The 14,386-nt window shown below is 64.6% G+C and carries 10 protein-coding genes; 5 read left to right on the top strand and 5 right to left on the bottom strand.

Features of this window, described 5'->3' with window-relative positions; translation table 11 throughout:
* Positions 1-3 precede the first annotated feature (3 nt).
* The 3 genes from S101446_RS04720 (at position 4) to S101446_RS04710 (ending at position 3,731) form a co-directional block, all read left to right on the top strand.
* Positions 4-633 carry a J domain-containing protein gene (locus tag S101446_RS04720; protein WP_019084884.1) on the top strand — a complete coding sequence of 210 codons (630 nt, stop codon included), beginning with the start codon at positions 4-6 and terminating at the stop codon, positions 631-633.
* Between the two features lie 158 nt (positions 634-791).
* A complete protein-coding gene (gene cobS, locus S101446_RS04715; RefSeq protein WP_026018458.1) occupies positions 792-1,817 on the top strand; it encodes a cobaltochelatase subunit CobS in 1,026 nt (341 codons plus the stop codon).
* An 18-nt stretch (positions 1,818-1,835) separates the two neighbouring features.
* Positions 1,836-3,731: a cobaltochelatase CobT-related protein gene (locus tag S101446_RS04710; protein WP_087607780.1), complete on the top strand. Its 1,896-nt coding sequence runs from the start codon at positions 1,836-1,838 to the stop codon at positions 3,729-3,731.
* A gap of 143 nt (positions 3,732-3,874) precedes the next feature.
* On the opposite strand, the gene S101446_RS04705 is transcribed toward S101446_RS04710, so the two are convergent.
* Together S101446_RS04705 and S101446_RS04700 are read right to left on the bottom strand one after the other, a co-directional pair.
* A complete protein-coding gene (locus S101446_RS04705) occupies positions 3,875-5,308 on the bottom strand; it encodes a pyridoxal phosphate-dependent decarboxylase family protein (protein WP_087607779.1) in 1,434 nt (477 codons plus the stop codon).
* A gap of 99 nt (positions 5,309-5,407) precedes the next feature.
* Positions 5,408-6,364 (bottom strand): bile acid:sodium symporter family protein, encoded by a 957-nt coding sequence (locus tag S101446_RS04700; RefSeq protein ID WP_048850759.1) that lies wholly within the window; start codon positions 6,362-6,364, stop codon positions 5,408-5,410.
* A gap of 88 nt (positions 6,365-6,452) precedes the next feature.
* Here S101446_RS04700 and S101446_RS04695 point away from each other — a divergent pair, with 88 nt between their 5' ends.
* The gene (locus S101446_RS04695) at positions 6,453-7,385 is read left to right on the top strand and encodes a hypothetical protein (RefSeq protein WP_010507898.1); all 933 of its coding nucleotides are present in this window, start codon (positions 6,453-6,455) and stop codon (positions 7,383-7,385) included.
* Between the two features lie 155 nt (positions 7,386-7,540).
* Here the strand turns inward: S101446_RS04695 and mfd are convergent, their stop codons facing one another.
* Both mfd and S101446_RS04685 read right to left on the bottom strand, forming a co-directional pair.
* Positions 7,541-11,023, bottom strand: coding sequence for a transcription-repair coupling factor (mfd, locus tag S101446_RS04690; protein WP_087607778.1), 3,483 nt, complete (start codon positions 11,021-11,023; stop codon positions 7,541-7,543).
* Positions 11,020-11,331, bottom strand: a complete 312-nt coding sequence (locus S101446_RS04685; RefSeq protein WP_010507900.1) for an FAD assembly factor SdhE — start codon at positions 11,329-11,331, stop codon at positions 11,020-11,022. Before S101446_RS04685 ends, mfd begins: the two co-directional genes overlap by 4 nt.
* Before the next feature lie 104 nt (positions 11,332-11,435).
* Between S101446_RS04685 and recG the strand changes: the two genes are divergently transcribed.
* The gene (gene recG, locus S101446_RS04680) at positions 11,436-13,583 is read left to right on the top strand and encodes an ATP-dependent DNA helicase RecG (protein ID WP_019084890.1); all 2,148 of its coding nucleotides are present in this window, start codon (positions 11,436-11,438) and stop codon (positions 13,581-13,583) included.
* On the opposite strand, the gene acuR is transcribed toward recG, so the two are convergent.
* Positions 13,522-14,247, bottom strand: a complete 726-nt coding sequence (gene acuR, locus S101446_RS04675; RefSeq protein WP_244184509.1) for an acrylate utilization transcriptional regulator AcuR — start codon at positions 14,245-14,247, stop codon at positions 13,522-13,524. The genes recG and acuR overlap by 62 nt on opposite strands.
* Positions 14,248-14,386: the final 139 nt, after the last annotated feature.

Here is a 14,386-nt window from a genome sequence, read left to right as displayed (position 1 = left end):
ACAATGATGAAGAGAAGGAACACCCGGCACCGCGCCTTTGACCCCGAACCCGATGCGCCGGACCGCTGCTGTGACATGCATGGCTGCGACCAGCCCGCGGGTTACCGCGCCCCGCGTTCGCGCGATGCGCTGAACAGCTATTTCTGGTTCTGCCTCCAGCACGTGCGCGAGTACAATGCGAACTGGGATTTCTATCGTGGCATGTCCCCCGGCCAGATCGAGGCGCATATCCGCGCCGACACGTCATGGAACCGGCCGTCATGGAAGCTGGGACAGGGCAATGCCGCCCATGCCTTCAGCGAGGAAGAGGTGCTTGACCCGCTGGACCTGCTGAAGGGGGCGGCAAAGGCCCGCGCGCGCAACCGTGCGCGACAGCGGCAGGCGGAAGACCGCCGGGCGGAGGCGCCACAGGCGCTGAAATACCCACTGGGTGTGCTCGATCTTGGCTGGCCGGTGTCAATGGAGGAACTCAAGGCCCGGTACAAGGACCTCGCCCGCCAGCATCATCCCGACGCCAATGGCGGCGACCGCAAGGCCGAGGAACGGTTCAAGGGCATCAACATCGCCTATGCCACCGTGCGCGCCCACCTGGTCACCACCGCCGGGCGCGACGGCATGGCCCGCAGCGCATGATGGCGCCGTGCCACATGCTTCCGGGCGTAGCGCCATATGCGGACTGAAACCCGGCACTGGTCGATCGTTACAGGTAGACCTATACTGACGGCCTGATATGCCGCCCTGTGCTGTCATGGCGGGCCAAAACACATGAAGCGACGGACGAGAAAAAACAGATGAACGAACCCGCAGACCTGATAACCGCCGCAGCGGACGCCAACGGTACGCCGCTTCCCGACATCTCGGCCGTGTCCGCTCCCGACCTGCAGGTTTCGGCGCGCGACGTGTTCGGTATCGACAGCGACATGAAGGTTCCCGCCTTCTCGGTCCGCACCGACCATGTGCCCGACATCGACCCGTCCTACAAATTCGACCACGACACCACGCTGGCCATCCTGGCGGGGTTTGCGTTCAACCGCCGTGTCATGGTCCAGGGCTATCATGGCACTGGTAAGTCCTCACATATCGAACAGGTGGCGGCGCGGCTGAACTGGCCCAGCGTGCGCATCAACCTCGACAGCCACATCTCGCGCATCGACCTGATCGGCAAGGACGCGATCGTACTGAAGGACGGCCAGCAGATCACCGAATTCCGCGAGGGCCTGCTGCCGTGGGGCCTGCAGCATCCGTGCGCGCTGGTGTTTGACGAATACGACGCGGGCCGCCCCGACGTGATGTTCGTGATCCAGCGCGTACTGGAAATCGAGGGACACCTGACGCTGCTGGACCAGAACCGGGTGATCCGCCCGCATCCCTTCTTCCGCCTGTTCGCCACCGCGAACACGGTCGGCCTGGGCGATACGACGGGCCTGTACCACGGCACGCAGCAGATCAACCAGGGTCAGATGGACCGCTGGAACATCGTGACCACGCTGAACTACCTGCCCCATGCGCAGGAAACGGCGATCGTTCTGGCCAAGATGGGCATTGACCCCAAAAAGGACGAAGCCGGGCGCAAGCGGGTGGAAAGCATGGTCGCACTGGCGGACCTGACACGTTCGGGCTTCATTGCGGGGGATATTTCCACCGTCATGTCACCGCGCACGGTCATAAGCTGGGCCGAGAACTTCCGTATCTTCAACGATCTTGCCTTTGCGTTCCGCGTTACCTTCCTCAACAAGTGTGACGAGGCGGAACGCCCGACGGTGGCGGAATATTACCAGCGCTGCTTCAACGCCAGTCCGCTGGCGCCCAGGGGCTGATGACAGGGCAGGCAAGGCATGCGTGAAAACCGGAAAAAACCCGCTTCCCCACAGGCCGAACAGGAAGCCCGTCAGGCCGAGGGATTCAAGCGCGCGACGGTTGGCGCCGTGCGTGCGCTGGGCGGTCAGGCACAGGCCGAGGTCTCGTTCCTCAATGGCCCGGTGCCGTCGGGGGTTTCGGTTACCGGCACCCATGTCCGCCTGCCCCACCCGTCACGGCGGATGACGGATGCGGACGTGACCCGCATGCGTGGGGCGGCCGATGCCGCCGCCCTGCGCCTGCGCCATCATGACGTGGCGCTGCATGACAGCGCCAGCCCACCGCCGGGTGAAGCGCGCGAAGTCTATGACGTGCTGGAACAGGCACGTGTCGAAAGCCTTGGCGCGCGGCATATGGAAGGGGTTGCGGCCAACCTTGACGCCCGCCTGGCGCAGGAATGCGCCGATATGGGGCTGGACCGCCTGCCCAGCCATACGAAACTGCCAACCCCGATTGCCCTTGGGCTGCTGGCGCGCGCGCGCATGTCGGGCCGTCCCGTGCCCGCGTCCATGCGCGGCCTTATGAAGGCATGGTCCGACAGCCTGCCGCCCGCCGCCCTGCGCGCGCTGGATGAAATGGTGACGCGTCAGGACAGCCAGCGTGATTTCGCGCAGGCCGCGCGCAGGCTGCTTATGGCCTGTGACCTGATGCAGCAGGAAACCACGCCGGACGAAGTGGCCGATGACGGCACATCCGAAGCGGAGGCGGCAAGCAGCGAAAACGAGGAACAGACCGACGATACCACGCCCGAGCCCCAGGACGAAGGGCCGGAGGAAGATGACAATTCCCTGCCCATGCAGATGTCACAGGGCACAGGCGCGGGTGATGAAGACCCTGATGATGGCGAACAGGGCGGATCGGCCAGCGGGTCCGAAGAGGCCGGTGGCCCCGGTGAGAACGAGGCGGAGGAAGAAGAAGCCACCCCCACCTATCACCCCTTTACCACCGTGTATGACGAGGAAATAGCCGCCGAGGACCTGTGTGACGCGGAGGAACTGTTCCGCCTGCGCCAGACGCTGGACCAGCAGCTTGTCAGCATGCAGGGCGTGGTATCCAAGCTGGCCAACCGCCTGCAGCGCAAGCTCATGGCGCAGCAGACCCGTGCATGGGAATTCGATCTTGAGGAAGGGATGCTCGATGCGGGCCGCCTGTCACGCATCGTGGTCAATCCCATGCTGTCCCTGTCGTACAAGCGCGAACGCGATACTGATTTCCGCGATACGGTCGTCACCCTGCTGATCGACAATTCCGGATCCATGCGCGGGCGGCCGATTTCGGTGGCGGCCATGTGTGGTGACATCCTGGCCCGTACGCTGGAACGCTGCGCGGTCAAGGTGGAGGTGCTGGGCTTCACCACCCGTGCGTGGAAAGGTGGTCGCAGCCGGGAACTGTGGATACAGGAAGGCAAGCCCGAAAACCCCGGTCGGCTGAATGACCTGCGCCATATCATCTACAAGGCCGCGGACATGCCGTGGCGGCGCGCACGGCGCAACCTTGGCCTGATGCTGCGTGAGGGGCTGCTGAAGGAAAACATCGATGGGGAGGCCCTGCTCTGGGCGCAGCGGCGTCTGGCCGCGCGGCCTGAAGGCAGGCGCATCCTGATGGTGATTTCCGATGGCGCGCCGGTGGATGACAGCACGCTGTCCGCCAATCCGGGGTCATATCTGGAAAACCACCTGCGCGAAGTCATCGCCCATATCGAGACGCGCACCAGCACCGAACTGCTGGCCATCGGCATTGGCCATGACGTGACACGGTATTACCGCCGTGCCGTGACCATTACCGACCCGGAGGAACTGGGCGGCACGATGATGAAGAAACTGTCCGAACTGTTTGAAGAAGAAGCCACGCGCGGTCGCAGGCGTGGCGGTTAGGCCCCTGCCCCGTTCCGGTTGTGGGACGGGGCTTTTCTGTTAAGGGCGTTCTTGGTGCGGCTTTGTTCAGAAAGCTTCAGGGAATGCCGCCTTTTTTAAAAAAGGCGGCGCCACAAAACGCTTGATTTTTTATCAACGGCGTCTTAGCCCGCCGTCAGCCTGCGGTCCGCCAGTTCCAGCAGCGCATCCAGCATGCGGTCCACATCCGCATTGGTGGTGCGGTGGTTGACGATGGCCGCGCGTATGGCCTTGTGCCCGTTGATGACGGTGGTCGAGGGCGCTGCGATCCCGCTTTCATGCAGGTCCTTCACCACTTCCCCGTTGAAATGATCAAGATCGGCCACCGGGGCGATGATGCGGAAACACACGATGTTCAGTGTAACCGGGGCCAGCAGTTCCAGGCGTGGATTGGCCTCGACCCGGTCTGCAAGATGCCGGGCAATGGCGCAGCAGTTGGCAACCATGTCGCCCATGCCATCCGCGCCATAGGTGCCCAGTGTCATCCACACCTTCAGCGCGCGGAAACCACGCGACAGGTCGGGGCCAAGGTCGCAGTACCATGGCGCGTTGGTGGCAAGGCCACGGTCCTCACGCGCAAGGTAGGCGCGTGACTGGGCGAAGGCCGCGGCCTGTGCGCCGGGACGACGGACCAGGATGCAGCCCGCGTCGTACTGCACCTGTGCCCATTTGTGGAAGTCGAAGGCCACGCTATCGGCGCGTTCCAGCCCCCGCAGGCCGGGCCGTAGCACGTCCGACAGCATGGCCAGCGCGCCAAATGCGCCATCAACGTGGAACCAGATGTTTTCCCGCGCTGCGATATCGGCCAGCGTGTTCAGGTCGTCAATCGCCCCGGTATCCACCGTGCCCGCCGTGCCGATCACCATGAACGGTTCCAGCCCCGCCGCGCGGTCCTGGGCAATGGCGCGTTCCAGTTCAGGCAGGATCATGCGGTTGTCCGCCTCCACCGGAATCACGCGCAGGGCGTCGGTGCCCAGTCCCGTCAGGTCGAACGCCCGTGAAATGCAGCCATGGGCGGTAGCGGCGGCATAGCCCACCAGCCTGCGCGTGCCCACGCCCTTTGCGCGCATGTCCAGCCCGTCGGGCACTGCGCGACTGGCGGTAATGACGGCGATCATGTTCGCCATGGATGACCCGGTGACCAGCAGCCCGGTGGTGGTATCAGGAAAACCGCACATCTCGGCGGCCCAGCGGATGATTTCGCGTTCGACCTCGATCGGGGCATGGTCCCTGCCGCCGCAATTCGCGTTCAGCCCACCCACCAGCAGTTCCGACAGCATGCCGACTGCCGTGCCGCCACCATGCACCCAGCCCATGAAGCCAGGATGCACATTGCCGGTGGAATAGGGTTCGACCAGTTCGCGGAAGCGGGCGTACAGTTCCTCTGGCGGGGTGGGACCATGCGGCAGGCCGGTCCGCAGCCGCGCGCGCAATGCGTCGGGCATGGGCTGCCAGACCGGGCGGTCGCGCAGGGTGGACAGGCGGTCGATCATGTCATCCACCATCTGGTGGCCAAGGGCACGCAGCCCATCCCAGTTGTCCGGATCCAGTCCTGTCATCTCTCTCCACCATGTCATGCGGTTGCAGGCCCGTCTGGCCCGTCTGGCGTGCCCTACATACCGGGCCGTGCGGCCATGCGCGAGGGGGGAATGACCCGATCAGTCCCCATCCCCGCGCGCGCCCATGCGCCGGGCCAGTGTTGCGCATACGAAAAGCTGGACCTGATGGTAGATCATCAGCGGCAGGACAATCAGCCCGACATCATCAGGTGAAAACAGCACGCTGGCAATCGGCACTCCCGACGCCAGTGATTTCTTGGACCCGCAGAACACGATGGCGATCCGGTCCCCACGGGGAAAGCGGCCCAGTTGTCCCACCAGCAGGGTCAGCGCCAGCACGATCGCCAGCAGTCCTGCATCCACCACCCCCACGCGCCCCAGTTGCAATGGTGGCAGGCGATGCCACAGCCCCTGTGTCACGGCTTCGCTGAAGGCGGTATAAACCACGACGAGGATCGATCCCCGGTCGGAAAAGGACAGCAGTTTCCTGTGCCGGTGCGCCCATTCCCCGATCCATGGCTGGGCCACCTGCCCCGCGATGAAGGGCACCAGCAACTGCAGCACGATGGGCATGATCCCCCCGCCACCGCTGCCGGCATGCCGCCCGAATACGATGCCAACCAGAAGCGGGGTCAGGAAAATGCCCAGTATGTTGGACAGCGTGGCCGAACAGATGGCGGCGGCCACGTTCCCACGCGCGATGGAGGTGAACGCGATGGACGACTGCACCGTTGACGGCAGGCAGCACAGGAACAGCACGCCCGTCCACATGGACGCATCCAGCATGCCCGGCAGGGCCGCATGCAGCGCCATGCCCAGCAGGGGAAACATGACGAATGTGCATGACAGGATGGCAAGATGGATTCGCCACCCCAGCATCCCCTCCATCACCGCGCGGCGCGACAGGCGCGCGCCCTGCAGGAAGAACATGTTCGCGATCATGATTATGGCAAGGATATTGAAGACCTTGACCCCCACCCCGTGACAGGGCAGCACGCTTGCCAGCGCCACGGTGACCAGCAGGCAGGCAAGGAAGGAATCAATCCGGCGCAGCATGGGCGAATGAGTACAAATGTTTCATCATGGCGGTGGGATATCATACCCGATTGCATCAGGCGCGTAATCACGCCAACTTGTGCCGCAAATGAAGAAATTACTCATTACCACCGCCCTGGCGGCCCTGTCCTGCATCGGGTCGGCCCGGGCTTCGGCCCTGCCCGGCACATGCGGTCATGTGCAGGTAGCCAGCAGCCAGCCCCGTGGCGACAGCGCCCTTGCCGGGCATGGCTATGACCTGGTGCTGGCGGGGGGCGCGGACCAGACATTCCATGCCACTGACATTTCGGCCAGCGGCACCGGGCTTGGCCCGCAGGCGCTGCGGGATATGGAAGACGTGGCCTCCCTCGTCATGCTGGCGACGCTGACCGGTCACCATTCGCAGGGGTGCGCGCAGGATTATTTCGTCTCTGCTGCCACCCCCATCATGGATGGGCTGCGCGCGGGACGTAGCTATGACCTGACATGGCAGGGTGGTCTGCTGACCAACGGGCCGACAAAACTGTCCTTCCGCCGTGCGCACCTGCATCTGGCCGGTGCCAGAAGTGATAGCGCCCCGGCCACGCTGACACTGGAAACACAGGGTATTGGCATAACCGGCACGCACAATACGCTGCTGGCCAGTGCATTGCCGCAGCAGGCCACGGCCGATGCGTCGGTCCCCAGTGATTCGCTGGTGCCGCTGGCTGCCGCCATTGCCGGTCATCCGCCAGAAAACGTACGCGTGCCCCTGCATGTCTCGTCGCTGAACGCACAGCGCGGGACCATGCAGATCACGGGTAATGGCGACGCCAACCTGACCGGCAATACCGATGCGTCATCCGCCACCGGCCACATACAGGTGCAAAATCTTGACGCCGTGATCGAGACCCTGCGCAACGCGGGGCAGACGCGGGCAAGTGCTGCGCTGATCCTGGCCAAGCTGTTCGGTCACAAGGCGGCAGCCGGTGGCACGTCGTGGGATGTCAGTTGGGAAGGTGGCGTGATGACCGTCAACCACATTCCCCTGCCCATCCGTTAATCTGCCCGCATCTGATATTGACGAAAAACGACAGGAGTTTCCGGGTGTCGTCTTTTTTAAAGACGACATCCCCTGAAACTATGTTTTCCTGACCCGGTACCCTACAGCGCAGGATATTGATGTATTTTGCGTCCTGCGCTGGCGGGCTGGCGTGTTCAGGCCGGAACGCCTGTCTCCTCCCGTGCCAGCCTGACCAGTGCCGTCAGGACCTTGCGCGCCTGCGTGATCCGCTGGGCGTTGGTCATTTCGCGTATGATCGCAAGCTTGTGGTCGGGACGCAGGCGGACATTGGCTTCCTTCTGCTTCGCAATCCACGCCACCAGCCCCGCGGGGTTGGCGAATGTGTTGCCACGGAACTGGATGACCATGCCCTTTGGCCCAGCTTCCAGCCGCTCCACCCCGGCCTCGCGGCACATGCGTTTCAGCGTGACGACATCCAGCAGGTTGCGCACTTCGTCAGGTAGCGTGCCGAAGCGGTCCACCAGTTCGGCTTCCATTGCCTCGACCTCTGCATCATTGGCCAGTGCCGCGATACGGCGGTACAGGCCCAGACGCACCGGCAGGTCGGTGACATAGGTGTCAGGGATCAGCACCGGCAGGCCAAGGATGATGTTGGGCGTCCAGTCGCGGTCCTGCAGCTTGCGCCGTCCCTTTTCCGTGCGCAGGTCGGCCACCGCGTCTTCCAGCATCTGCTGGTACAGTTCTATGCCCACTTCACGGATATGGCCCGACTGCTCGTCGCCCAGCAGGTTGCCAGCCCCGCGGAGGTCAAGATCGTGGGACGCCAGCGTGAAGCCCGCGCCCAGCGTATCCAGCGTCTGCATGACTTCCAGCCGCTTCTGCGCCGCCGCCGACAGCACATGCGTCTGCGGCCACGTCAGGTAGGCATAGCCACGCTGCTTGCCGCGCCCCACGCGCCCCCGCAGCTGGTACAGCTGACCCAGCCCGAACATGTCGGCACGATGGATGATCAGCGTATTGACCGCAGGCATGTCCAGGCCGCTTTCCACAATGTTGGTGGATAGCAGGATGTCATATTTGCCATCACTGAACTCGGTCATGACCCGTTCCAGCTCGGTTGGCGTCAGCCGGCCATGGGCCTGTACCAGCCGGGCGTCCGGCACGATTTCGTGCAGGCGCGCGGCCATGCGGTCCAGGTCCTCGATACGTGGTACGACACAGAACACCTGCCCGCCACGGAAGCGTTCGCGCTGGATCGCCTCGCGGATCACCACGCTGTCGAACGGCATGATGAAGGTGCGTACCGCCAGCCGGTCGGTGGGCGGGGTGGCGATCAGGCTCATTTCCCGCACGCCGGTCAGCGCCAGTTGCAGCGTGCGCGGCAGCGGGGTGGCGGAAAGGGTGAGCACATGCACGTCCTCACGCAGCGCCTTGAGCTTTTCCTTGTGGGCCACGCCAAAATGCTGTTCCTCATCGACGATCAGCAGGCCAAGATCAGCAAACCTGACCGTCTTGGCCAGCAGCGCATGCGTGCCGATCACGATATTGACCGTGCCATCGGCCAGCCCCTTGCGCACGGCGGTGGCTTCCTTGCCTGTCACCATGCGCGAAAGCTGCGCCACATTGACCGGCAGCCCGGCAAAGCGGGCGGAAAACGTGCGGTAATGCTGGCGCGCCAGCAGCGTGGTCGGCACCACCACGGCCACCTGCGCGCCGGACATGGCGGCAACAAAGGCGGCACGTAGTGCGACCTCCGTCTTGCCAAAGCCCACGTCGCCACAGACCAGACGGTCCATCGGCTTGCCCGACGCCATGTCGTCCAGCACGTCGGCAATGGCGCGGGACTGGTCCTCGGTCTCGACAAAGGGGAAGCGGGCGCAGAATTCGTCCCACATCCCGTCTTCCGGCGTAATGGCCGGGGCTTCGCGCAGGGCACGCGCGGCGGCCGTGCGAATCAGTTCACCCGCCATGTCGCGGATGCGCTGCTTCATCTTCGCCTTGCGCGACTGCCATGACACGCCACCCAGCTTGTCCAGCGCCACATGGGCCTGATCCGAACCGAAGCGGCTGAGCAGTTCGATGTTTTCCACCGGCAGGAACAGCTTTTCATTGCCGTCATAGATCAGGCGCAGGCAGTCATGTGGCGCCGTGCCCACGCCAATCGTTTCCAGCCCGTCATAGCGGCCAATGCCGTAATCCTGATGAACGATCAGGTCGCCTTCGGCAATTTCCGATGCTTCGGATATGAACTGGTCCGCCTTCTTGCGGCGGCGTGGCGGGCGGGAAATCCGTTCGCCCAGCAGGTCCTGTTCGGACACGAAGGCCACGTTGTCGGCCACGAAGCCACGATCCAGCCCCAGCGTCAGCAGGCCGACGGTGCCGGGCTTCAGTTTCTGCGCCTCCTTCCACGTGGCGCAGGTCTGTACCGGCAGGCGGTATTCACGTAGCAGCACGCCAATGCGTTCGCACGATCCCCGGCTCCATGCCGTGACATAGGCGCGCCTGCCGGTCTGGGACCATTCCTCCACCTTCGCATGCAGCATCGGAAAGACGTTTTCACGTCCCTCGGTCACGGTTTTGGCGAACATCTGGCCCGGCCTGCCGCCCGCATCCATGCCCGGCGCGCCGTCAGGCTGGGCAAAGGGCATGAACACCACGGCCTTCCGGCCCGCAATCATCGCATCCCACCCCTTGCGGTCGAGATACATGAGGTGCGGCGGCAGCGGGCGGTAGGGCACCTCGCCCTCGCGCGTCGGCTGTCTGCGGGCATCGTAATGGTCGGCAATCATTTCCAGGCGGGTGACCAGCACCTCCTCCGCCTGGTTGGCCAGTGATATGGATACGCCAGGCAGGTAGTCCACCAGCGTTTCCATCTGTTCATGGAACAGGGGCAGCCAGTGTTCCATGCCCGCATGGCGACGGCCATCGGATATGTGCTGGTACAGCGGGTCACTGGCGGCGGCAGGCCCGAACAGATCGCGCCAGCCGGTGCGGAAACGCGAGATACTGGTCGGGTCAAGGCTGAAATCCGCTACCGGCCGCATGGTCAGGCTGTCGATCTTCGCGGTCGAGCGCTGGGTGCCGGGGTCGAAGCGGCGGATGTTCTCCACCTCGTCGCCAAACAGGTCGAGGCGCACCGGCTCGCTATCGCCTGCGGGGAAAATATCGAAAATGCCACCGCGGGTCGCGAACTCGCCCTGGTCCATCACCGTGTCGGTGCGGTTGTAGCCATGGGCGATCAGCAGTTCCATCAGGAACGGCGCATCAAGGCTTTCACCCGCCCTGATGGTGATCGACTGTCCGGCAAAGGCCGCGCGTGGCGGCACGCGCTGCACGATCCCCATCACGGTGGTCAGCACGATGCGGGGTGTCGTGGCCTTTTCCAGCAGGCGGGTCAGTGTCGCGACCCGTTCCGCCACGATGGCGGGATTGGGGGAAACGCGGTCATACGGCAGGCAGTCCCAGCCCGGGAAACGCAGGATTTCCGCCTTGGGCGTGACAAAGGCCAACAGGTCCGCGATGCGCGCCATGGAGGCATCGTCGCGGCAGACATGCAGGACAGGCCCGTCATGTTCGCCCGCCCTGCGTGCCAGCAGGAAAGCGTCATACCCATCCGGCACGCCCCATACAGGAAGCGGCGCGCCGGGTGCGAGTGAGAAACCTGCCGTATCGTTCATTTTCCGCCCCGGATCGCCGCAAGCCGCGCGGGGTCGGTGGCGTCGGCCATGATTTCCTTCATCATGGGGGTGTTGAGTTCGTCCGGCACCGGGCGGCGGCCGCTCAGCCAGTCGGCCAGGTCGGCATCCGGCAGGTCCATCACCGCTTCCAGCGCGTCAAGCTGGGCTTCGGTCATGCCTTCCAGCCGGGGGGCGACAAAGCCGCCGATCAGCACGTCGGTTTCGTGTGTGCCACGATGTGTGGCGCGGTAATATATCTTGCGCCGCCGTGTATCGAGGCGCGAGAGGTCAGGCGTTCTGGCTTCCATTGCGTTCCACCCATGATGGTTGTGTTTTGTTCCGTAACGCAGGTGTCCTATAGCCGTCATGCGGGCATCTGTCAGCCCGCATGACAAGCATGCCACCCCGCAGGATGAACCGCCGCGTGTCCGATACCGCCTCCCCGCCCGTCAATTCCCTTCTTGCCCCGCTGCTTGCGGGGGTGGAGACCCTGAAGGGCGTGAAGCCCGCCACGGCAAGGCTGCTGGCGCGGGTGGCGGGTGGAGGACGGGTGATCGACCTGTTGTTCCACCTGCCGGAATCGGTGGTGGACCGGCGGTATCGGCCCAACCTGCGGCAGGCGGAAACGGGGCGTGTATGCACCCTGCATGTCACGGTGACGCGCGTCATACCGCCCGCGCCCGGTGGTGGCCGGGGCAAGCGGCCGTGGCGGGTTGTCGTGACCGATGGCACGGCGGATGCGGACCTGGTGTTCTTTTCCCCCCATCTGGTCCGCAGGCTGGAAGCGGGACAGGACATATGCGTATCGGGCACGCTGGAACGTTTTGGTGACCGGCTGAACATGGCCCATCCCGACTATCTCGTGCCCGTCGCCCGCATGGCGGACATTCCGCTGCTGGACCCGGTATGGCCGCTTACGGCGGGGCTGTTTCCCAGTCAGGTGCGCGCCGCCATCCGCGCGGCGTTCGATGTCTTTCCTCCCCTGCCCGAATGGCAGGACGCCAGCGTGCTGAAGCAGCGCAGATGGCCGGGGTTCGAGGACGCGCTGCGCACGCTGCACCGTCCGTGTGACATGCCCGACCTGCTGGAAGGCGACGCGCTGGTGGCCGCGTCCGAACGCGCCCGCGCACGGCTGGCCTGTGATGACCTGCTGGCGCAGCAGGTTTCCATGGCGCAGGCACGCCGGCAGAACCGGCTGCGGCCGGGGCGTGCGGTGGCGGGTGATGGCAGCCTGCGCCGCATTGCGCTTTCCCGCTTTGGCCATGAACCCACCACGGCCCAGATCCGCACGCTGGCGGAAATCGATGCCGACCTTGCTGCCCCCCGCCAGATGACGCGCCTGCTGCAGGGGGATGTGGGCGCGGGCAAGACGCTGGTGGCTTTGCTGGCCATGCTGGCGGCGGTGGAAGCGGGGCATCAGGCGGCCCTGATGGCGCCGACCGAGATCCTGGCCCGCCAGCATCTTGCCACCTTCCGTAAACTGTCGCCCGTGCCGGTCGCGTTCCTCAGCGGCAGCGTGAAGGGCAAGGCCCGGCGTGAGGCGCTGGCCATGATCGCCGATGGTACGGCGCGGCTGGTGATCGGCACCCATGCCCTGTTTCAGGACAGCGTGGTGTTCCATGACCTTGCGCTGGCGGTCATTGATGAACAGCACCGTTTTGGCGTCGAGCAGCGTGCGATGCTGGGGGAAAAGGGTCCCCAGACCGATGTGCTGGTCATGACCGCCACCCCCATCCCGCGCAGCCTGCTGCTGACGCAGTGGGGGGACATGCTGGTCAGTCGTCTGGACGTGAAGCCTGCGGGGCGCAAGCCGGTACGCACGTCGTTGCATGCGCTGTCGGCCATGGCAGACCTGCTGGCGGGGATGGAACGCGCGCTGGCGCGGGGCGCGCGCATATTCTGGGTCTGCCCGCTGGTCAGCGAGAGTGAGACGAGCGACATCGCCGCTGCCGAAGCCCGTCATGCCGCCCTGTGCGCCCATTTTGGCGAAGGCGCCGTCGGGCTGGCCCATGGCAGGCAGGATATTGCGGTGCGTGAACAGTCCATTGCCGATTTCGCGGCGGGAAAGACCCGTATCCTTGTGGCGACCACGGTGATCGAGGTGGGCGTGGACATACCCGACGCCACGGTCATGGTCATTGAGCATGCCGAACGCTTTGGCCTGGCGCAGCTGCACCAGCTGCGTGGCCGCGTGGGGCGGGGGCAGGCTGAATCCTACTGCCTGCTGCTGCACGATACCGCGCTGGGCCAGACCGCGCGGCGCAGGCTTGCCCTGCTGCGGGAGACGGAGGACGGGTTCCTGATCGCCGACGAGGATTTCCGCCTGCGTGGCGGGGGCGACCTGACGGGACGGCGTCAGTCCGGCCTGCCGGACCTGCGGCTGGCCAGCCCGCTGCATGTGGACATGCTGCTGCGGCTGGCGGCGCAGGACGCGCGGCGCATTGTCGATACGCCGCCCGCCGACGCCCCGCCCGCGCTGCGTGCGCGGATCCCTGCCGTCAGTTTGCTGCTTGAGCTGTTTGCCCGGGCGCGGGCGGTACGGGCGATCCGGGCAGGGTAGTCACGACGGGCGCCTTGGTCCCCAGTTCGGCCGCTGCCTGCGCCAGGAAGAAGGTTGCGAACAGGTCCAGCGGTTCGGCGTCATGTTCCATGCGCGCGCGCAGGACCGCGCCTTCCCACCCGATCCAGAAATAACGTGACAGCCGTGAGCACAGCCGCCGCTGTGCTGCGGTCGGGTTCGGGCCGCATGCCGCCAGCAGGCAGTCCGTCACGCGGCGTTCCCACCCTTCCAGAATCGTCAGCAGCAATCCGTTGAACGAATCGGGCAGCATGTCGATTTCCTGTCCCAGGTTGCCGATCAGGCAGCCCCGGCGGAAATGGTGCCTCATCATGCCTGCCCGTGCGTCCTGCATGAAATTGAGCATGCGCTGCAGCGGCGGCGTCGCCCTGTCCGTCAGCCACAGGTCCATCTTGGCATTGAAATAGGTGGCGTAGCTGTCGATCAGGACCTGCCCGAAATCTTCCTTGCTGTTGAAGCAGTAGTAGAACGAACCTTTGGAAATGCCGGTGGCGTTCAGCACATCATCGACGCAGGTGGAAGAAAAACCCTTTTCCGTCAGCAGGCCAACGCCCGCACGTACCAGCATGGCGCGTGTCCCTTCGGGCGCACGGGCAATTTTGGGGGGTCGGCCGCGCCCTCGGCGTGGGGGAAGTGTATTGGGCATGGATCGTTTTCTTACCAGTATGAGGCATGTGAATTGAAGCGTTGGTTTTGATAATGTGCGAATGCGAGTAAAAATCAAGAATATTCCTGAATTTAATCTGCACCTTTTTACACGATTTTTTTTGCCCCCTGCCCTCACA

The sequence above is a fragment of the Komagataeibacter europaeus genome (assembly GCF_002173515.1).
In the GTDB taxonomy this organism is placed as follows: domain Bacteria; phylum Pseudomonadota; class Alphaproteobacteria; order Acetobacterales; family Acetobacteraceae; genus Komagataeibacter; species Komagataeibacter europaeus.
Note: the sequence above shows the minus strand (reverse complement) of the source record. Positions and strands in the feature narration are given on the sequence as shown.